The following is a 20,333-nucleotide window of genomic DNA, read 5'->3' on the forward strand; positions in this document are numbered from 1 at the left end:
CGCCCGCCCGCCGCCGGGCCGTCGTGCTGGCCGCGGCCGATCCCGCCAACGCCTACGGCGCCGCCCTTCCCTGGCCGGAGCCGCCGGCCGGCGCGTCCCACAAGCCCGGGCGCAAGGCCGGCTCCCTCGTGGTGCTCGTCGACGGTTCCCTGGCGCTGTACATGGAGCGCGGCGGGAAGACCCTCCTCGCCTGGCCGCAGGAGGAAGGGGCGGAGGCCCCCACCGCTACCGACGCCGGGCTCCGTGAGGCGGCGGCGGCCCTGGCGGAGGCGGCCCGCGCGGGCGCCCTGGGCACGGTCACCGTCGAGCGGATCAACGGCTCGCCCGCGCTCTCCTCCCCGCTGGGCGCCCTCCTGGAGACGGCGGGCTTCCACGCCACACCCCGCGGCCTGCGGCTGCGCGCCCCCTGACCGGGCGCCGCCGGGCGCTCGGGCCCGTACCGGCGGCATCATGGTCGGCATGCCCGAAGGAGACACCGTCTGGCGGACCGCCCACCGCCTCCACCGAGCCCTGGCGGGAGAGCCGCTGACCCTCAGCGACCTGCGCGTGCCCAAGCTCGCCACCGTCGACCTCACCGGCCGGCACGTCACCGAGGTCGTCCCGCGCGGCAAGCACCTGCTCACCCGTATCGAGGGCGGCCTCAGCCTCCACTCGCACCTCCAGATGGACGGCTCCTGGCGCGTCTACGCCCCCGGTGAGCCGTGGCGCGGCGGCCCCCAGCACCAGATCCGCGCCGTGCTCGCCAACGCCTCCTACGCGGCCGTCGGCTACCGCCTGCCCGTCCTGGACCTGCTGCGCACCGCCGACGAGAGCACCGTCGTCGGCCACCTGGGCCCCGACCTCCTCGGGCCCGACTGGGACCCCGACGAGGCGCTGCGCCGGCTGCTGGCCGACCCCGCGCGCCCCGTCGGCGAGGCCCTGCTCGACCAGCGCAACCTCGCCGGCGTCGGCAATGTCTACAAGTCCGAACTGTGCTTCATGCTGCGCGTCTCCCCCTGGCTCCCCGTCTCGGAGCTGCCCGCGCCCGAGCGGCTGCCGGCCCTCGCCAAGAAGCTCCTGGAGGTCAACAAGGCCAGGCCCGCCCGCATCACCACGGCCGACACCCGCGCCGATCACCACCTGTGGGTGTACGGGCGCGCGAGCCGTCCCTGCCGTCGCTGCGGCACCACCGTGCGCGTCGCGGACCAGGGCAGGACCGGACAGGAGCGCCCCACCTACTGGTGCCCGCGCTGCCAGCCGGGGCCCACTGGCCCGGCCGGGTGAAGCGTCACACGCGCCGACGCCGGCGTACGACCGCCCCGACGAACCGGGCGACCCCCCGGCCGGCCGTACGCCGCCAGGGCACGCAGTGCACGGGCAGCAGGCTCAGGCCCCAGCCTCCCGCGACGACCAGCGCCTCCACGGGCCCGGTCCGCTCCGGCTGTGCCAGCGCCCGCAGCACGGCCCACCACCAGGCGCCGCCGAGCAGGAGCGCCGCCACCCAGCGGCCGGAACGGGCCCGCCCGGCCGGCCGGCGGCGGCACCGCACGTCACGCCGGACCATGGCTGCCTCCTTCGGCCGACGGTAGATCGGCTGCCCCGCACCGCGGGAGAACGCACCGGTGGCCGTCGGGGGCGCCCATGACGCCCGTACGCGCCCCGGTGGCGCGCGCTCCTCAGCCGGGCGATCCGTCCCGCAGCCGGGCCAGTTCCCGCTCCAGCTCCGCGATGGTGCGGTCGCGCCGGTGCAGTTCGACGATCAGCCGCTGCTCGCCCTCGTGGGTGCCCTCCTGGAACACCCTGCGCACGAAGGCGCCGGCCGTCGCCTGGTCGAGGTCCGAGACCGCCATCAGCTCGTTGGTGAGGCGGATCACGGGGTGCTCGTCCATGCACCCAGGAGAGCGCGCCGGGGGCGTCACCGCCACCGGAGCACCTCATGACGGATCCCCCGGACCCATCGGGTCCGGGGGATCGCCTGCCGCGACGGCGGGCGGCTCAGGCGTTCTCCGCCTGGAACATCCAGTGGTGCTTCTCCAGGTCGCCCGTCAGGCCGATCAGGATGTCCTGGGTGACCGGGTCGGGCTGCTCGGTGGAACGGATGCGCTCGCGCATCCGGGTGATCACGGAGCCGAGCGCGTTGACCATGGTCTGCACGGCTCCGGTGTCCTTGTTCCAGCCGTCCCCGACCGTGTCGATTCCGCTGGTCTTGGCGACGGTCTCGGCCCGCCCGTCGGGTGCCACCCCGAGCGCCGAGGCGCGCTCGGCGACCGTGTCGGCGTGGGTGCGGGCACTGGCGACGACGTCGTCGAGCTGGAGGTGCACCGAGCGGAAGCGTGGCCCCACCACGGTCCAGTGGACCTGCTTGGCCACGAGCGAGAGGTCGACCAGGTCGACGAGGGCGCCCTGCAGGGCGTCGCCGACGGTCTTCCGGTCCTGCTCGGACAGCGGGCTCTTCACGACAGACATCCGCATCTCCTGTTCGACTGTCCAGTCCGTTCGGTTTGATCCCTGTTTCTCCACCATGGCACAAAGGTGCCGATGGGGCCGGAAACGCCAGGATCCCGGTCAGTCTTCTGACCGGGATCCGGGTGGGGAAACGACTGTTTTCGGGACTGTGCCGAGCGATCGGGCCGAACGACGCCGGTCCGGACCGCGTCAGGCCGCGACGACGTCCACTGCCTCCGCGGGAGCCTTGATGGTGACTCGCTCCCCCGGCACGCCCGTCACGGATGTCACGGACACCGAATTGAACATGGGCCGCATCGGCGCGGGTACCGGCTCGCTCGCCGCCGCCGACTGCGCCAGCTCGGCGAGCGACAATTCATCACTCACCTCGCGCATGACCTCGGACATCCGTACGTCCAGAGCGTCGCAGATTGCGGAGAGAAGCTCGGAGGACGCCTCTTTCTGCCCCCGCTCGACCTCGGAGAGGTAACCGAGCGAGACCCGGGCGGAAGAGGAGACCTCGCGCAGAGTGCGGCCCTGGCGCTGGCGCTGCCGACGCAGCACGTCACCCAGCAGGCGACGGAGCAAAATCATCGGTGGCTCCCTCCTTGGACCGCGAATCCGGATCCTTCACGCCCCACCGTACCGCCTCGGACTCCAGGCGTGCGGGGAGCTATGTCGTGTTCACTCAGGGCTGCAAACATCAATTCCCCCCGTTGTGTTCCGTATCCTTTGCGCCCGCGTTCTCTGTCAGTTCGCTCAGGAGTAGTTCCAGCACGGCTTGTACGCTTTCCGCCCGGATCTTCGTCCTGCCACCGTTCAAGGACAGCTCGTCGACCGCCGCGGCGCCACCCGGACCCGCCACCGCGACGAAGACCGTGCCAACGGGCTTGCCGTCCTGCTCGTCCGGCCCGGCGACGCCCGTCGTGGCGATCCCCCAGTCGGCGCCCAGCACCTTCCGTACGCCCCGCGCCATCTGCCCGGCGACGTCCGGGTCGACCGCCCCGCGCTCCGCGAGCAGCCCGGCGTCCACGCCCAGGACGTCGCACTTGACCTCGGTGGCGTACGCGGTGACCGAACCCCGCACCGAGCGGGAGGCTCCCGGTGCCGCGGTCAGCTCGGCCGCGACCAAGCCGCCGGTCAGCGACTCGGCGGCGGCCACGGTCGCCCCGCGCTCCACCAGGGCCGCGAGGACCGCCGCGGCCGTCCCGGCCGGGCTGCCCGCGCCCTTCGCCGCGCTCATCGCACGGGTTCCCGACCCGCGCCCTCGCGCCGCGCGGCCAGCCCGGCCCGGCGCAGCACCACGGCCTGCCGCACGTAGTCGAGCCCGGTGAGCACGGTCAACGCGACGGCCACGGCCATCACCCAGAAGCGTGTGGTGGCCAAGGCTCCGGTGAGCGCCAGGATGTACATCCCCACGCCGATGCCCTGGGCCAGGGTCTTCATCTTGCCGCCACGGCTGGCCGGGATGACCCCGTGCCTGATCACCCAGAACCGCATCAGCGTGATGCCGACCTCGCGGAAGAGGATCACGCCGGTCACCCACCACGGCAGCTCGTCCAGGGCGGACAGACAGATCAGCGCGGCGCCCATGATCGCCTTGTCGGCGATCGGGTCGGCGATCTTGCCGAAGTCGGTGACCAGGTTGTACATCCGGGCCAGATGGCCGTCGAAGAGGTCGGTGATCATGGCGACGGCGAACGCGGCCCAGGCGAAGGAGCGCCAGGCCGGATCGTACCCGCCGTTATGAAGCATCAACAGGACGAACCCGGGCACGAGGAGCAGCCGCACCATGGTGAGGATATTGGCGATGTTCCACAACCCGGCCGGTGGCCGCACGGCCGCCGCCGGGGCGTGACCCCCTGCGGCGGAGGCCGGGACTCCGGTCATCTGCCCGCCTCCTCGGTACATCCTCCGTCGCCCAGCGGCTCGGCGATGAGGTCCACTCCCTCGGTCGCCACCACCTTGGCCACGACCATGCGGCCGGGTGCGAACTCCTCGTCCGTGGTGAGGATCACCTGGCCGTCGGTCTCCGGCGCCTGGTGAGCGGCCCGGCCGATCACGCCGTCCTCCTCGTCCACGCGGTCGACCAGTACCTCAATGGTCTCTCCGAGGCGCTCCTCCGCACGCTGGGCGGTCAGCTCCTCGGCCAGCCGCGAGACGCGCTCCAGCCGCTCGGCGACGACGTCGGGGTCGAGCTTGTCCTCGTACGTGGCCGCCTCGGTGCCGTCCTCGTCGGAGTAGCCGAAGACGCCGATCGCGTCCAGCCGCGCGCCGACCAGGAAGCGCTCCAGCTCGGCGACGTCGTCCTCGGTCTCACCGGGGAAGCCGACGATGAAGTTGGAGCGGGCGCCGGCCTGCGGGGCCTTGGCCCGGATCTGGTCGAGCAGCTCCAGGAAGCGGTCGGTGTCGCCGAAGCGGCGCATCGCGCGCAGCACGGCGGGCGCGGAGTGCTGGAAGGACAGGTCGAAGTAGGGTGCGATCTTCTCCGTCGACGTCAGCACGTCGATCAGCCCCGGCCGCATCTCCGCGGGCTGGAGGTAGCTGACCCGGACACGCTCCAGGCCGTCCACGGCCGCGAGGTCCGGCAGCAGCGTCTCCAGCAGGCGGATGTCGCCGAGGTCCTTGCCGTACGAGGTGTTGTTCTCGGAGACGAGCATGATCTCCTTCACGCCCTGCTCCGCGAGCCAGCGCGTCTCGCCCAGCACGTCGGAGGGGCGGCGGGAGATGAAGGAGCCGCGGAAGGAGGGGATGGCGCAGAAGGAGCAGCGCCGGTCGCAGCCGGAGGCGAGCTTCACCGAGGCGACGGGGCTGGTGCCCAGGCGCCGGCGCAGGGGCGCGCGCGGCCCGGAGGCCGGTGCGAGGCCCTCGGGGAGGTCCGCCGGCGGGGTGTCCTGCGCGTGGCCGGGCAGGGCCACGTCGGCGCTCTGCCGCGCGGCCGGGCTGATCGGCAGCAGCTTGCGCCGGTCGCGCGGGGTGTGGGAGGCGTGGACGCCGCCCGAGAGGATGGTCTGGAGGCGGTCGGAGATGTCGGCGTAGTCGTCGAAGCCGAGCACGCCGTCGGCCTCGGGCAGCGCTTCGGCGAGCTCCTTGCCGTACCGCTCGGCCATGCAGCCGACGGCCACGACGGCCTGGGTACGGGCCTGGTCCTTGAGGTCATTGGCCTCGAGGAGGGCGTCGACGGAGTCCTTCTTGGCGGCCTCGACGAAACCACAGGTGTTGACGACGGCCACATCGGCATCGGCGGCGTTCTCGACGAGGTCCCAGCCGTCCGCCGCCAAGCGGCCTGCCAGCTCCTCCGAGTCCACCTCGTTACGGGCGCAGCCAAGTGTGACAAGAGCGACGGTACGGCGTTCGGGCATAGGGCTCAGCCTACTTTGTCCCGAGCCCTCATCCGTTGCCGAGTGCACACCAGCACCGGGAGGCCGGGACAAAACGGTCACCTGGCGGCGTGCCGGGCGGTGTTTTCGCACACCCGCCCGCACCCGCCGGTCAACCCGCCACAGGGTCTCCCTTGGTGTAGCTCAGGCGCTGGACCTGCCCGTCGTCGCCGAGGTTCTTGACCTCCTTGCCGTTCACGAACAGCTGTACGACCCCGGCGTTGCCCAGGACGAGATCGATCCGCTTGCTGTCGGTGAAGGTCTTGGAGTCGCCCTGCTTGAGCACGCCCTCCTCCAGCAGCTTGCCGTTGTGATCCTTGGCGGACATCCAGGTCTGGCCGTCCTCGGCGGTGAGCTTGACCGTGACCTTGTTGGCGGGCACGCCGGCGATGGCGCTCGCGGACTGCTCCGGCTTGGGGTCGGCGGGCTTGCCGGGGACCTTCTTCGGGGAGGCGGGCGGCTTGGCGGATGGCGACTCCGCCGCGACGGAGCCTCCGGAGCTCTTGGTCCCGCCGTTGAAGAGGGTGAAGCCGACGAAGCCCACGACCGCCACGATCGCCGCGACCATCGCGGCCGTCCAGTTGGGCCGCCGGGGCTCGGGGCGGATCCGCTCGGCCTCGAACAGCGGCGCCGCCGGGGTCGGCGAGGGGCGCCCGCCGTGCTCCGCGGCGTACTGGGCGAGCAGCTCGGTGGCGTCCAGGCCGACGGTCTGCGCCAGCACGCGGATGTGCCCCCGGGCGTACACATGGCCGCCGCAACGCGAGAAGTCGTCCTGTTCGATCGCATGGACGATCGGAATGCGTACTCGGGTGGTCGAACTGATCTCGTCAACAGTCAGTCCGGCGCTGATACGGGCCTGCTGGAGGGCCCGGCCGACGGACGGCCGGTCATCCGCGGGAACGTCGTCCGCGGGAGAGTTGCCGATGGACACGTGGGCGCCTTTCGAGCGTGCAGCCACCTGCTGGAGGTTCAGTCTAGGGGGGATACGAAAGCGTCGGGCAAGCGGAAAGCCGGACTTTGTAGGCCATCAGATGGTTCTACGGCGCCGACGGTGGGACATCGGCCCGCCCCCCTTTCCTCAACTGGGCACACTGCCGGGAGAAACGGTCGGCCACGCACCTCGTACGGGGGTGTCTCGGGGCGGACCCCGGGTAAGGCTACGGCTGTGCGTCCCCGCGGATCACCGCGAGCACCGCATCCAGCTCATCGGGCTTGACCAGCACGTCTCGCGCCTTGGAACCCTCGCTCGGACCCACGATGTTCCGCGACTCCATCAGGTCCATGAGTCTGCCCGCCTTCGCGAATCCCACACGCAATTTCCGCTGCAGCATCGAGGTCGAGCCGAACTGGGTGGAGACGACCAGCTCGGCCGCCTGGCACAGGAGATCGAGGTCGTCGCCGATGTCCTCGTCGATCTCCTTCTTCTTGGCGGTGCCCACGGTGACGTCGTCACGGAAGACCGGCGCCATCTGGTCCTTGCAGTGCTGTACCACGGCCGCGACCTCGGCCTCCGTCACGAAGGCGCCCTGCATGCGGACCGGCTTGCTCGCGCCCATCGGCAGGTAGAGGCTGTCGCCCTTGCCGATCAGCTTCTCCGCCCCCGGCTGGTCGAGGATGACCCGGCTGTCGGCGAGCGAGGACGTCGCGAACGCGAGCCGCGAGGGCACGTTCGCCTTGATCAGACCGGTGACCACGTCGACGGACGGCCGCTGGGTGGCGAGCACCAGGTGGATGCCGGCGGCGCGCGCCAGCTGGGTGATGCGGACGATGGAGTCCTCGACGTCGCGCGGCGCGACCATCATCAGGTCGGCCAGCTCGTCCACGATGACCAGCAGGTACGGGTAGGGGGTGAGCTCGCGCTCGCTGCCCCGCGGCGGCTCGACCTTGCCCCCGCGCACGGCGGCGTTGAAGTCGTCGATGTGCCGGAAGCCGTACGCGGCCAGGTCGTCGTAGCGCAGGTCCATCTCGCGCACGACCCACTGCAGGGCCTCGGCGGCGCGCTTGGGGTTGGTGATGATCGGCGTGATCAGGTGCGGGATGCCCTCGTAGGCGGTCAGCTCGACGCGCTTGGGGTCGACCAGCACCATCCGCACGTCGTCGGGCGTGGCCCGGAGCATCACCGAGGTGATGAGGCAGTTGATGCAGGAGGACTTTCCGGAGCCGGTGGCGCCGGCGACGAGGATGTGCGGCATCTTCGTCAGGTTGGACATCACATAGCCGCCCTCGACGTCCTTGCCGAGCGCCACGAGCATCGGGTGCTCGTCGCCGGCCGCGTCCGCCAGCCGCAGCACGTCGCCGAGGTTGACCATCTCGCGGTCGGTGTTGGGGATCTCGATGCCGACGGCGGACTTGCCGGGGATCGGGCTGATGATCCGTACGTCCGGGCTGGCGACGGCGTAGGCGATGTTCTTGGCGAGGGCGGTGATCCGCTCGACCTTGACGGCCGGGCCGAGCTCCACCTCGTACCGGGTGACCGTCGGGCCGCGGGTGAAGCCGGTGACGGCGGCGTCGACCTTGAACTCCGCGAAGACATTGGTCAGGGCGGCCACTATCGCGTCGTTGGCGGCGCTGCGGGCCTTTCCCGGCCCGCCGCGCTCCAGGAGGTCCAGCGACGGCAGCGCGTAGGTGATGTCGCCCGAGAGCTGGAGCTGCTCGGCCCGCGCGGGCAGCCCCGGCGACGCCTCGGGGGCGGGCCTGGTGAGATCCGGGACGCCCTTGGTGAGGTCGGGCACCCCCGCCCCGCCCGCCGCTCGCTGCCGCTGCGTGCCGCGCGCGGCCGGCACGGCGCCCGGCTGTTCGCCCTCCGGTGAGATGCCACTGCTGAGCCCGGCGACGAGCGGGGTGGGAGGCACGCCGTGCAGCAGGGCGCCGTCGAGGGACGCGGCCGCCGCGGCCGCCAGGTCCACCGCGTCCGGTTCCCGGTCGGCGGGCGGCTGTACGGGCTGTCCGGCCGCGCGGCGCGGCTTGCGGCGCCTGGCGGGCGCCTCGTCCTCGGCGTCCGGGCCGGCGCCCTCGCCGGGGGCCGGGTGCACCGATGCGCGCCGGGGGCGCCTGGCGGGCGCCTCGCGCCACTCCTCGCCGTACTCCGCGTAGTCCCCCGCGGCCTCCGGCTCGTACTCGCCGGGATGCGGCTCGATGACCCCGAGCCGGATGCCGAGCTCCCTCAGCCGCCGCGGGATCGCGTTGACGGGGGTCGCCGTGACCACCAGCAGTCCGAAGATCGTCAGCAGCACCAGCAGCGGCACCGCCAGGACCTCGCCGACCGTGACGATGAGGGGCTTGGCGGCGGCCCAGCCGATCAGGCCGCCGGCGTCCTGCAGGGCCTGCGAGCCCCCGTCCCGGGCGGGCGAGCCGCAGGCCACGTGGACCTGCCCGAGGATCCCGATGACCAGCGCCGAGAGGCCGATGACGATCCGTCCGTTGGCCTCCGGGCGCTCGGGGTGGCGGAAGAGGCGGATCGCGATGGTGCCGAGCAGTATCGGCACGACCAGGTCGAGGCGGCCGAAGGCACCGGTCACGAGCATCGTCACCAGCTCGCCGACCGGGCCCTCCAGGCTGGACCAGGTGCCGGCGGCGACGATGAGGGCGAGGCCCAGCAGGAGCAGCGCGAGGCCGTCCTTGCGGTGCGCCGGGTCGAGGTTCTTCGCGCCGCGTCCGACCCCGCGGAACAGGGCGCCGACACCGTGGGCCAGGCCGCGGGCGACGCGGCGGACGCCACCGGGTGCGGGGGCCGCCGCCCGCCGGGGTGCCGCCTTGGCCGCCGGCTTCCGGGCGGGGGCCTTGCGGGCGGGCGCGCGGCCCGGGGACTTCGCCGACGCCTTCTTCGCGGGCGCCTTCTTGGCGGCGCTCCCCGGGCGCCCGGCGTGCTGCTTGGAGGTGCCCGCCGTGCTCTGGGCACCCTTGCCGGACGTACGTGAGGCCATGGAGCCGAGATTACCGCCGTCGGACGCGAGGGACACCTGGGCCCCGGCGTTCACCCATTCGTGTCGTGGTCCGGTCGCGCCAAGGGTGACGCGCCGTCAGGGAGTCAGCTGGGCGAGGGAAGCGGACCGGCGCCGCCCGTCCCGGGCTCCAGGGCGTCCAGCGCCCGCCGCAGTCCGGTGAGCTTGCGCTCCAGGTGGGCGGCGGTGGCGACGGCGGCCGCGTCCGCGGACTCGTCCAGTTGCTTGGTGAGGGCCTCGGCCTGCTCCTCCACGGCGGCGAGGCGGGCGGAGAGCTCGGCGAGCAGCCCGGCGGGCTCCTGGGCGGTGGCCGTGCCGCCGCGCCCCTGCCCGTTCTCCAGCTGCAGCCTCAACAGGGCGGCCTGCTCCCGCAGCTGGCAGTTCTTCATGTACAGCTCGACGAACACGGAGACCTTGGCGCGCAGCACCCACGGGTCGAAGGGCTTGGAGATGTAGTCCACCGCGCCCGCGGCATAGCCGCGGAAGGTGTGGTGCGGGCCGTGGTTGATGGCGGTGAGGAAGATGATCGGGATGTCCCGCGTCCGCTCCCGCCGCTTGATGTGCGCGGCGGTCTCGAATCCGTCCATGCCGGGCATCTGGACGTCCAGCAGGATCACCGCGAAATCGTCCGTCAGCAGCGCCTTGAGCGCTTCCTCCCCTGACGATGCCCGCACCAGTGTCTGATCGAGCGCCGAGAGGATCGCCTCCAGCGCCAGCAGATTTTCCGGCCGGTCATCGACCAGGAGGATCTTGGCCTTCTGAACCATGCCCCGTCCTCCTCGTCCCGGCTTGGGGTCTCCCCGGCTCCAGGAGCCGGGGGAGGCACCGGGCGCCGCCCCAGGGGACGACTCCCTTGCGCCGCCCGTCCTTGTGCCGGTCATGGTAGCCGCACCCTGCCGGTCGCCACACCCTGTCACCGCGATGTCACTGTGCACGTAGCAGAAACGTAGTGGGAGACCAGAAGGTTCCCCGAATCCCGGTCTCCCACACGTCATCGGCCACAGTCAGTCAACGGATGGTCAGAAACCATCCGGCTGTCCGTCACTCGGCGCGCATCCACTGCTCCATCACCGTCAGCAGATGATCCGTATCGACTGGTTTGGTGACATAGTCCGACGCCCCGGCGTCGATGCTCTTCTCCCGGTCGCCCTTCATCGCCTTCGCGGTGAGGGCGATGATGGGCAGGCCCGCGAACTGCGGCATCCTGCGGATCGCGGCCGTCGTGGCGTAGCCGTCCATCTCCGGCATCATGATGTCCATGAGGACCACCACGACGTCGTCGTGCTGCTCCAGGACCTCGATGCCCTCCCGGCCGTTCTCCGCGTAGAGCACCGACAGACCGTGCTGCTCCAGAACGCTCGTGAGCGCGAAGACATTGCGGATGTCGTCGTCGACGATCAGCACCTTCTCGCCGTTGAAGGCCCCGCTGAAGCCGTTGCCGAACCCGTGGGCCGACGGTCGCTCAGCGTCACCGGCGCTCTCGTCCGGCCACAGGTTCTCCGGCGGCACGGCCGACGGCGAGGGCAGCGCCTGGGGCCCTGGTGCGGCCTGGGACGGCCACTGCGCCGCGGCCTGCGCGGCCCGCTGGCGCCGCAGGAACAGCCCGGCGGCGCCCCGCCCGTGGTGCTCGCCCATCCCGTGCCCGGCGAAGTGACCCCCGCCATGATCGGTGCGGTCGGTCCCGTCCCCGAGCCCGCGCGGCAGCTCCGAGGGCGCCGGCCCGTGACCGCCCGGCGCGAGCTGCGGGTAGCCCTGGGGCGGCAGTTCACCGGCGTTCAGCGGCAGATAGAGGGTGAAGGTGGAACCCCGGCCCGGCTCGCTCGCCGCGTGGATCTCACCGCCGAGCAGCCGCGCGATCTCCCGGCTGATCGACAGCCCGAGGCCCGTGCCGCCGTACTTGCGGCTGGTCGTACCGTCCGCCTGCTTGAACGCCTCGAAGATCACCCGCATCTTGCTCGCCGCGATGCCGATGCCGGTGTCCGTGACCGAGAAGGCGATCACGTCGCCGTCCGCATCGTGCAGCGAACCGGCCTCCAGGAGCTGCTCGCGGATGGTGTCCGGCACGTCCCCGCCGGCCGGCCGGATGACCAGCTCGACGGCGCCCGTGTCGGTGAACTTCACCGCGTTCGACAGCAGGTTGCGCAGCACCTGGAGCAGCCGCTGCTCATCGGTGTGCAGCGTGGCCGGCAGCTCCGGCGAGACCCGTACGGAGAAGTCGAGCCCCTTCTCCGCCGTCAGCGGCCGGAAGGTGGCCTCCACATAGTCGACCAGCTGGACCAGCGCGATCCGCGTCGGGCTGACGTCCATCTTGCCCGCCTCGACCTTCGACAGGTCCAGGATGTCGTTGATCAGCTGGAGCAGGTCCGAACCCGCGCCGTGGATCGTCTCGGCGAACTCCACCTGCTTCGGCGAGAGGTTGCCGTCGGCGTTGTCGGCGAGCAGCTTCGCCAGGATCAGCAGCGAGTTGAGCGGCGTGCGCAGCTCGTGCGACATGTTGGCGAGGAACTCGGACTTGTAGCGCATGGAGACCGCGAGCTGCTCGGCGCGCTCCTCCAGCACCTGCCGGGCCTCCTCGATCTCGGTGTTCTTCACCTCGATGTCCCGGTTCTGGCGGGCCAGCCGCTCGGACTTCTCCTCCAGCTCGGCGTTGGAGATCTCCAGCGCCTTCTGCCGGTTCTCCAACTCCGCCGACCGTTCGCGCAGTTGCTCCGTCAGCTCCTGCGACTGCTTGAGCAGCACCTCCGTCTTGGTGTTGACGCTGATGGTGTTGACGCTCGTGCCGATCATCTCGGCGATCTGGTTGAGGAAGTCCTTCTGGATCTGCGCGAACGGCTGGAACGACGCCAGTTCGATGACCCCGAGGACCTGTCCCTCGAACAGCACCGGCAGCACGATCACATGGGCCGGCGGCGCCTCCCCCAGCCCGGAGGCGATCTTCAGATAGCCCGGCGGCACGTTCTCCACCAGGATCGTCCGCTTCTCCTGGGCGGCGGTGCCGATGAGCGTCTCGCCCGGCCGGAAGGAGGTGGGCATCGAACCCATGGAGTAGCCGTACGAGCCGAGCATCCGCAGCTCGTACGCCTCGTCCTCGTCCTCCACGGCCTGGCTGCCCGTCGGCATCGCCAGGAAGAACGCGCCGTGCTGCGCCGAGACCACCGGCGTCAGCTCGCTCATGATCATCCCGGCGACGTCGTCCAGATCGCGGCGGCCCTGCATCAGGCCGGAGATCCGGGCGAGGTTGCCCTTGAGCCAGTCCTGCTCCTTGTTGGCGAGCGTGGTCTCCCGGAGGTTGGCGATCATCGTGTTGATGTTGTCCTGGAGCTCCAGGATCTCGCCGGCCGCGTCCACGTCGATCTTGAGGTTGAGGTCGCCGCGGGTCACCGCGGTGGCGACCTCGGCGATGGCCCGCACCTGACGGGTCAGGTTGCCCGCCATCTCGTTCACCGATTCGGTGAGGTCGCGCCAGGTGCCGTCGACGTCGCGCACCCGGGCCTGGCCGCCCAGCTGACCCTCGGTGCCCACCTCGCGCGCCACCCGGGTCACCTGGTCGGCGAAGGACGACAGCTGGTCGACCATGGTGTTGATGGTCGTCTTGAGCTGGAGGATCTCGCCCCGCGCGTCGATGTCGATCTTCTTGGTCAGATCGCCCTGGGCGATGGCGGTGGTCACCATCGCGATGTTGCGGACCTGACCGGTGAGGTTGGACGCCATCGAGTTCACGGACTCGGTGAGGTCCTTCCACGTGCCGCTGACGCCCAGGACGCGCGCCTGGCCGCCGAGGATGCCGTCGGTGCCCACCTCGCGCGCCACGCGCGTGACCTCGTCCGCGAAGGACGACAGCGTCGTCACCATCGTGTTGACGGTGTCGGCCAGCTGCGCGACCTCGCCGCGCGCCTCGACGGTCACCTTCTTGGTGAGGTCACCGTTGGCGACCGCGCTCGCGACCTGCGAGATGTTGCGCACCTGGCTGGTCAGGTTGTTCGCCATCAAGTTGACGTTGTCGCTGAGGTCCTTCCAGATGCCGGTGACGTCCCGCACCCGCGCCTGACCGCCCAGCTGGCCTTCGGTACCCACGTCGCGGGCGACCCGGTTCACCTGCTCGGCGAAGTCGGACAGCTGGTCCACCATGGTGTTCACGGTCGTGACGAGCTCGAGGATCTCGCCCTTCGCGTCGACCGTGATCTTCTTCGACAGATCGCCCTTGGCCACCGCCGTCGTCACCTCGGCGATGTTGCGCACCTGCGAGGTGAGGTTGTTGGCCATGAAGTTGACGGACTGGGTGAGGTCCTTCCAGGTGCCGGAGACGCCCTGGACCTCCGCCTGGCCGCCCAGGATGCCCTCGGTGCCCACCTCGCGGGCCACGCGCGTGACCTGGTCGGCGAACGAGGACAGCTGGTCCACCATCGTGTTGAGGGTGTTCTTCAGCTCCAGGATCTCGCCCCGGGCGTCCACGCCGATCTTCTGCGACAGGTCACCCCGGGCCACGGCCGTGGCCACCTGGGCGATGTTGCGCACCTGGGCGGTCAGGTTCCCCGCCATGCCGTTGACGGAGTCGGTCAGGTCACGCCACACGCCGGCCACACCCGGCACCTGCGCCTGGCCCCCGAGCCGTCCGTCCGTACCCACCTCACGGGCGACCCTGGTGACCTGGTCGGCGAAGGCGGAGAGCTGGTCGACCATCGTGTTGATGGTGTTCTTCAGCTCCAGGATCTCCCCGCGGGCGTCCACGTCGATCTTCTGCGACAGGTCACCGCGCGCCACCGCCGTCGTCACCTGGGCGATCTGGCGGACCTGCGACGTCAGGTTCCCGGCCATGAAGTTGACCGAGTCGGTCAGCTCCTTCCAGGTGCCGCTGACGCCGTCCACCCGGGCCTGTCCGCCCAGCCGGCCCTCGGTGCCCACGTCCCGCGCCATCCGCGTGACCTGGTCGGCGAACGAGGACAGCTGATCGACCATGGTGTTCACGGTGTTCTTCAGCTGGAGCATCTCGCCGGAGACCTCGACGGTGACCTTCTGCGAGAGGTCGCCGTTGGCGACCGCCGTGGTCACCTGCGCGATGTTGCGCACCTGCCCGGTGAGGTTGCGGAAGGCGGTGTTCACCGAGTCGGTGAGGTCCTTCCACGTGCCCGCCGCGCCCGGTACCGCCGCCTGGCCGCCCAGCTCACCCTCGACACCGATCTCGCGCGCCACCCGCGTGACTTCGGCGCCGAACGCGGAGAGCTGGTCCACCATCGTGTTGACGGTGTTCTTCAGCTCCAGCATCTCGCCGGAGACGTCGACGGTGACCTTCTGGCCCAGTTCGCCGTTGGCGACGGCCGTCGTCACCTTCGCGATGTCCCGCACCTGGGTGGTGACGTTGCGGAACGCGGTGTTGACCGAGTCGGTGAGGTCCTTCCACGTGCCCGCCGCGCCCGGCACCTGCGCCTGGCCGCCCAGCCGTCCCTCGGCGCCGACCTCGCTGGCCACCCTCGTCACCTCGTCGGCGAAGGTCAGCAGGGTTTCGGTCATCTGGTTGATCGTCTCAGCCAGCTGCGCGACCTCGCCGCGCGCGCTGACCGTCACCTTCTGCGACAGGTCACCGTTGGCCACCGCCGTGGTGACCTGGGCGATGCCCCGCACCTGGGCCGTGAGGTTGCCGGCCATCAGGTTCACCGAGTCGGTCAGGTCCTTCCAGACCCCCGCGACACCGGGCACCTGCGCCTGGCCGCCCAGCTCGCCCTCCGTACCGACCTCCCGCGCGACGCGGGTCACCTCGGAGGCGAAGGAGGAGAGCTGGTCCACCATGGTGTTCACGGTGTTCTTCAGCTCCAGCATCTCCCCGGCCACGTGCACGGTGACCTTGCGGGAGAGATCACCCTTGGCGACCGCCGTCGTCACGAGAGCGATGTCACGCACCTGAGCGGTGAGCCGCGATGCCATCGTGTTGACGGAATCCGTGAGGTCCTTCCACGAACCCGACATACCGCGCACCCGGGCCTGTCCGCCGAGCTTGCCCTCGGTGCCGACCTCGCTCGCCACGCGCGTGACCTCGTCGGTGAACGCCGACAGCTGGTCCACGAGCCCGTTGACCGTGCGCCCCACCTTGAGGAACTCGCCGCGCAGCGGGTGCGCCTCGCCGTCCGCCCCCTGTGAGCGCAGGTCCATCCGCTGTTCCAGGTCGCCCTCGGCCACCGCGGACAGCACCCGGCCGACCTCGGACACCGGCCGCACCAGGTCGTCGACCAGCGCGTTCGACGCGTCGATCGCCGCGGCCCAGGCGCCCTCGCAGGCTCCGACCTCCAGTCTTTCCGTGAGTTTTCCCTCACGGCCGACGACCCGGCGCACCCGCGCCAGCTCCCCGGTCAGCTGCATGTTCCGGTCGGCGACCTCGTTGAAGACCGCCGCGACCTCGGCCATTACGCCGTCGCCCGAGACCGTCAGCCGCTTGCGGAAGTTCCCGTCCCGCATCGCCGCGAGCGCCGTCAGCAGCCGGTTCAGGGCCGCCGTGTCCACTTCCGTCGTCCCATTGGCCCGGGACCGTCCGCCCTTCGCGCGCGTGCTCACGCCCCGCGCCGCTGCGCCAGACTCCACCGTGTCCCTCCCGCAGGGGTCGATCATCCTCGTCGGGCTGTCTCAATCTTTCCCAGTGTTTCACCCTGGCCCAGCCAGGCCATAACAGTTCGGCAGCATCGCACACGGTCCGCGGGCACTCCCAAGGTGGAATCAGCCCGCACCGGCCTCCGCCCGTGCGGTGAGGGTAAGTAACCTGGCATCCGGCCGGGGCAATGGAGGGGCGCTGCGACATGGGTGAGCAGATCGCCGAGACCTACACGAGGAGACCTGTGATCACCGCGCGGGCTGCCGCCACCTTCGAGCCGGTCGGACGCTCGGTAGCCTCCGCCCGGGCCTTCGTCCGGGACACGCTCCAGGGCTGGGGCTGTCCCGACATCATCGACGACGCGGTCGTCCTCACCAGCGAGCTGGTCACCAACGCCGTCGTCCACGCCGGTACCGCCGCCGATGTCCTGTGCGTGCGGACGGACGCCGGTATCCGCGTCGAGGTCGCCGACCGCTATCCGGACCGCGAGGTGCCGCTGCAGGGCTCCCCGGGCCGGCTCGGCGGCGTCGACCGCGAGGGCGGCCGCGGGCTGCTGCTCTGCGCCGCCCTCGCCACCCGCTGGGGCGTCGATTACAGCCCCACCCACAAGCAGGTCTGGTTCCAGTTGGACCTTCCCGACCGGCCCGTCGGCACCCGCTCCGCCGGCCCCGCCCTGCCCGCCGAGGCCCTCCCGGTCGCCGAGACGCGGGTACGGGTCGCCGTGGTCCAGATCGACCGCGGTGGCGGCATCAGCTCCTGGAACGACGACGCCGACGCGATGTTCGGCTTCCCGGCGGACCAGGTGATCGGCAAGCCCCTCGCCGACTTCGCCGCCTGGCCGCACACCCCCGGCACCTCCACCGGCATCGCGGAGGCCCTGCGCCTGTCGCGCTGGGAGGGCTCGTACGGGATAAGGGGCGCCGACGGCCGCATCATCCCCGTCTACGCCTCCCACCTGCGTGTACGCGACAACGCCGGCGCGCCCTCGACGGTCTGCCTGCTGGTACGGGAGGACGAGCGCGCCGTCCTGCAGAGCCTCCAGCGCTCCTCCGGCACGGACACCACCGCCGACCGAACCAGCACCGACCCCTTCGAGGTCTTCATCGGCTCCCCGGCCCCCGACGACCTCGACGGCCTCCTCCAGCGCACGGTCGAGCGCGCCCGTGACATGCTCGACGGCGACGCCGCCTATCTGCTGCTCGCCACCGACGACGAGACGGAGCTGGAGGTCCGCGCCTCCACGGGCCTGCCATCGGCCCGTCAGCGCTTCGCCCGGGTCCCCGTGGAGGCCGGCACGAACCGGTACGGCTCGGCCCGGATGCCCGCGGTCCACGAGGACCTCGCCGTCATCCCGGGCGCCGTCCCGCTGCTGACGGACACCGGCATGCGTTCGGTCGTCACCGTCCCCCTGAAGGTCGAGGGGCGCCTGACCGGCTCGCTCGGTGTCGCCGCCGAGGCTCCCGGCCGCTACAGCAACGAGGAGGCCCTCCGCCTCCAGTTCGCCGCCGACCGCATCGCCCTGGCCGTCGAACGCGCACGGCTCAATGAGCTCGAACGCCTGCGGCGCGGCTCGCTGTCGTTCCTCGTCGAGGCTTCCGACCTGCTCGCCGGCACCCTTGACCGGGACCAGACCCTGGCTCTGATGGCCCAGATGACGGTCCCGACCCTCGCCACGTGGTGCGCCGTCTACACCGTCGCCGATCCGACGTCGGAGCCGGAGCTGTCCTATGTCCTGCACGAGGACGAGGACCGCATCGACGGCCTGAAGACCCTGCTGGGCAGGCTGGCACCGCCGGAGCCGGTCCCGACGCCGGGTGCCCGGGTGTGGACCGCCCCGGCCGAGGCCGCGCACGCCGCGGCGCTGCGCAGCTCGCTCCGCAGCCTTGGTCTCGCCGACATCGCCCGGCAGTCCGCGGGCCCGGGCACCTCGCTCGCCACGGCGGCCGCGGTCGGCGGCGAGACCGTCGTCCTGCCCCTGGTGGCCCGCAACCGCGTCATCGGCATGCTCACGCTCGGCAAGCCCACCGACGACCACTTCCGCCAGGAGATCCTGGAGCTCGCCGAGGACCTCTCCCGCCGGGCCGCGCTGGCCCTGGACAACTCCCGTCTGTACAGCGAGCGCACGGCCATCAGCCAGTCCCTCCAGCGCAGTCTGCTGCCTCCGGAGCTGCCGAGCGTCCCCGGCGTCGAGGTGGACGTCATCTACCGGGCGGCCGGCGAGGGCAACGAGGTCGGCGGCGACTTCTACGACCTCTTCCCGATCCGCGACGGCGCGTACGGCTTCGCCATCGGCGACGTGTGCGGTACGGGCCCGGAGGCGGCCGCCGTGACGGGCCTGGCCCGGCACGCCCTGCGCCTCCTGGCCCGGGAGGGCTATGGAGGTCCGGCGGTCTTGGAGCGGCTCAACGCGGCCATCCTCGACGAGGGCGCCCGCAGCCGCTTCCTGACCCTCCTCTACGGCGAGCTGTGGCCTCAGGAGGACGGCAGCGCGCTCCTGAAGGTCGTCTGCGCCGGCCACCCGCTGCCGTTGCGGCTGCGCCCGGACGGCCGGGTCGACGCGGCGGCGGACCCGCAGCCGCTGCTGGGTGTGATGGAGGATCTGGAGCTGTACGAGCAGACGGTCACCCTGGATCCGGGTGACGTCCTGCTGTGTGTCACGGACGGCGTGACCGAGCGCCGGGAGGGCAGCCGGATGCTGGGCGACGACGGGCTGGCGGATGTCCTGACGACGTGTACGGGGCTGACCGCCGGCGCGGTGGCCGCGCGTATTCTGCGCGCCGTCGAGCGCTTCGCGGCCGAACCGGCTTCCGACGACATGGCCATCCTCGCCATGCGCGTCCCCGAGCTCCAGGAGCCCTGACCCGATATCAGGGCCCGTGCGGAGCGGGCCCGGACAATGAGAAAGGCCCCCGCCAACAGGCGGGGGCCTTTCTCTTGTGGAGCCCCAATACGGAATCGAACCGTAGACCTTCTCCTTACCATGGAGACGCTCTGCCGACTGAGCTATTGGGGCCGGCAACGAGATAAAGCATACCCGATGTTCGCACGCCCTTTTGACCGCCGGGCTGTGTCGGCCGGCCGCCGGTTCAGGCGGCTACGGGCAGCAGTCCGCCGAGCGCGTTGCAGGCGGCGGCGACGCGGTGGAGTTCCCGGTGGGTCGTGCCGGCGTCGACGGGGAGGGCGAGGCATTGGTCGGCGGCCCGCTCGGTCTCCGCCAGCCACAATTCGCGCCGGAACGCGGGGGTTCGGTGGACGGGCGTCTGTACGGGCACGTGGCACCGTACGCCGCGCGAGCGCAGGGCGCGCACGAAGGCGTCCCTGTCGGGCCGTCCGTTGCCGGGCACGCGGACGACGTACGAGCGGTAGCTGTGCTCGGTGTCCGGTGCGGTGTCCGGTGTTTCGACGCCTTTGAGCCGGGCGTGCAGGTACTGGGCGTTCGCGCGCCGCCTCCTGACGTCCTCGTCGGCCGGCTCCGGCGGTTCGTACTCGACGACCAGGAGGCCACGTTTCTCGGCGACGGCGCGCAGTCCGGCCAGGTCGGCCCGGCGGCCGAAGAGGTGTATGGGCATGACGGCCGCGGTGCGCAGGGTGAGGGTGGCGGCGACGGAGTCCGGGTCGAGGCAGAGGCTCCGCGGGTCGATGTCGGCGAACACGGGTACGGCGCCGGCCCTGCGGACGGCCTCGGCGGCGTCCGTCGTGGCGTACGAGGGCACGACGACCTCGTCGCCCGAGCCCACACCCGCTGCCGTCAGCATCTCTATTGTCCCCATGGTGGGGAGGTTTCCCGGGTGACGTGAACGGGGAGTGATGGCGGACGGGTCATCGTGAAAACAAAAAAGCTCCGCTATCTGAACGCAAGTTCAGATAGCGGAGCTTTTTATAAAATTTGTTCGGCGGCGTCCTACTCTCCCACACGGTCCCCCATGCAGTACCATCGGCGCTGAAAGGCTTAGCTTCCGGGTTCGAAATGTAACCGGGCGTTTCCCTAACGCTATGACCACCGAAACTCTA

Annotated in this window: 15 protein-coding genes, 1 tRNA gene and 1 rRNA gene; 3 read left to right on the forward strand and 14 right to left on the reverse strand. The window is 71.2% G+C overall.

The genetic code is table 11. From position 1 onward, the window contains the following. Together J7E86_RS28755 and J7E86_RS28760 are read left to right on the forward strand one after the other, a co-directional pair. Positions 1 to 410 (forward strand): hypothetical protein (locus J7E86_RS28755; protein ID WP_215085747.1); only part of this gene is annotated, 410 nt, incomplete at its 5' end. Positions 411 to 459: 49 nt separating this feature from the next. Next, positions 460 to 1,263, forward strand: coding sequence for a DNA-formamidopyrimidine glycosylase family protein (locus tag J7E86_RS28760; RefSeq protein ID WP_215085748.1), 804 nt, complete (start codon positions 460 to 462; stop codon positions 1,261 to 1,263). 4 nt (positions 1,264 to 1,267) lie between these two features. Here the strand turns inward: J7E86_RS28760 and J7E86_RS28765 are convergent, their stop codons facing one another. The 11 genes from J7E86_RS28765 to J7E86_RS28815 all read right to left on the reverse strand — a co-directional run bounded on the left by J7E86_RS28765 (position 1,268) and on the right by J7E86_RS28815 (position 16,315). After that, complete coding sequence (locus J7E86_RS28765; RefSeq protein WP_251019825.1) at positions 1,268 to 1,543, reverse strand: hypothetical protein; 276 nt, start codon at positions 1,541 to 1,543, stop codon at positions 1,268 to 1,270. A 112-nt stretch (positions 1,544 to 1,655) separates the two neighbouring features. Further along, positions 1,656 to 1,868, reverse strand: coding sequence for a hypothetical protein (locus J7E86_RS28770; RefSeq protein ID WP_215085749.1), 213 nt, complete (start codon positions 1,866 to 1,868; stop codon positions 1,656 to 1,658). 106 nt (positions 1,869 to 1,974) lie between these two features. Continuing rightward, a complete protein-coding gene (locus J7E86_RS28775) occupies positions 1,975 to 2,445 on the reverse strand; it encodes a Dps family protein (protein ID WP_215085750.1) in 471 nt (156 codons plus the stop codon). A gap of 189 nt (positions 2,446 to 2,634) precedes the next feature. Beyond that, positions 2,635 to 3,018: a helix-turn-helix domain-containing protein gene (locus J7E86_RS28780; protein ID WP_086566431.1), complete on the reverse strand. Its 384-nt coding sequence runs from the start codon at positions 3,016 to 3,018 to the stop codon at positions 2,635 to 2,637. 109 nt (positions 3,019 to 3,127) lie between these two features. Next, entirely contained in the window at positions 3,128 to 3,667 is a 540-nt protein-coding gene (locus J7E86_RS28785; RefSeq protein ID WP_215085751.1) for a CinA family protein, read from the reverse strand. Further along, the gene (gene pgsA / locus J7E86_RS28790; protein WP_215085752.1) at positions 3,664 to 4,314 is read right to left on the reverse strand and encodes a CDP-diacylglycerol--glycerol-3-phosphate 3-phosphatidyltransferase; all 651 of its coding nucleotides are present in this window, start codon (positions 4,312 to 4,314) and stop codon (positions 3,664 to 3,666) included. The genes J7E86_RS28785 and pgsA overlap by 4 nt, the downstream gene beginning before the upstream one ends. Continuing rightward, on the reverse strand, positions 4,311 to 5,786 hold the full coding sequence (gene rimO / locus J7E86_RS28795) for a 30S ribosomal protein S12 methylthiotransferase RimO (protein ID WP_215085753.1): 1,476 nt from the start codon (positions 5,784 to 5,786) through the stop codon (positions 4,311 to 4,313). Before rimO ends, pgsA begins: the two co-directional genes overlap by 4 nt. Positions 5,787 to 5,916: 130 nt before the next feature. Next, the gene (locus J7E86_RS28800; protein WP_215085754.1) at positions 5,917 to 6,735 is read right to left on the reverse strand and encodes a helix-turn-helix domain-containing protein; all 819 of its coding nucleotides are present in this window, start codon (positions 6,733 to 6,735) and stop codon (positions 5,917 to 5,919) included. A gap of 226 nt (positions 6,736 to 6,961) precedes the next feature. Further along, positions 6,962 to 9,727: a DNA translocase FtsK gene (locus J7E86_RS28805; RefSeq protein WP_215085755.1), complete on the reverse strand. Its 2,766-nt coding sequence runs from the start codon at positions 9,725 to 9,727 to the stop codon at positions 6,962 to 6,964. A gap of 104 nt (positions 9,728 to 9,831) precedes the next feature. Then, the gene (locus J7E86_RS28810; protein WP_215085756.1) at positions 9,832 to 10,512 is read right to left on the reverse strand and encodes a two-component system response regulator; all 681 of its coding nucleotides are present in this window, start codon (positions 10,510 to 10,512) and stop codon (positions 9,832 to 9,834) included. Positions 10,513 to 10,786: 274 nt separating this feature from the next. Next, on the reverse strand, positions 10,787 to 16,315 hold the full coding sequence (locus J7E86_RS28815; RefSeq protein ID WP_215085757.1) for a HAMP domain-containing protein: 5,529 nt from the start codon (positions 16,313 to 16,315) through the stop codon (positions 10,787 to 10,789). 212 nt (positions 16,316 to 16,527) lie between these two features. Here J7E86_RS28815 and J7E86_RS28820 point away from each other — a divergent pair, with 212 nt between their 5' ends. After that, entirely contained in the window at positions 16,528 to 19,182 is a 2,655-nt protein-coding gene (locus tag J7E86_RS28820) for a SpoIIE family protein phosphatase (RefSeq protein ID WP_215085758.1), read from the forward strand. A 77-nt stretch (positions 19,183 to 19,259) separates the two neighbouring features. On the opposite strand, the gene J7E86_RS28825 is transcribed toward J7E86_RS28820, so the two are convergent. The 3 genes from J7E86_RS28825 to rrf all read right to left on the reverse strand — a co-directional run bounded on the left by J7E86_RS28825 (position 19,260) and on the right by rrf (position 20,327). Then, a tRNA-Thr gene (locus J7E86_RS28825) sits at positions 19,260 to 19,335 on the reverse strand. Positions 19,336 to 19,408: 73 nt separating this feature from the next. Further along, positions 19,409 to 20,077 (reverse strand): DegT/DnrJ/EryC1/StrS family aminotransferase, encoded by a 669-nt coding sequence (locus J7E86_RS28830; protein ID WP_215085759.1) that lies wholly within the window; start codon positions 20,075 to 20,077, stop codon positions 19,409 to 19,411. Positions 20,078 to 20,210: 133 nt separating this feature from the next. Then, positions 20,211 to 20,327, reverse strand: a 5S ribosomal RNA gene (gene rrf / locus J7E86_RS28835). Positions 20,328 to 20,333: the final 6 nt, after the last annotated feature.

The sequence above is a fragment of the Streptomyces sp. ISL-11 genome (assembly GCF_018614525.1).
Lineage (GTDB): Bacteria > Actinomycetota > Actinomycetes > Streptomycetales > Streptomycetaceae > Streptomyces.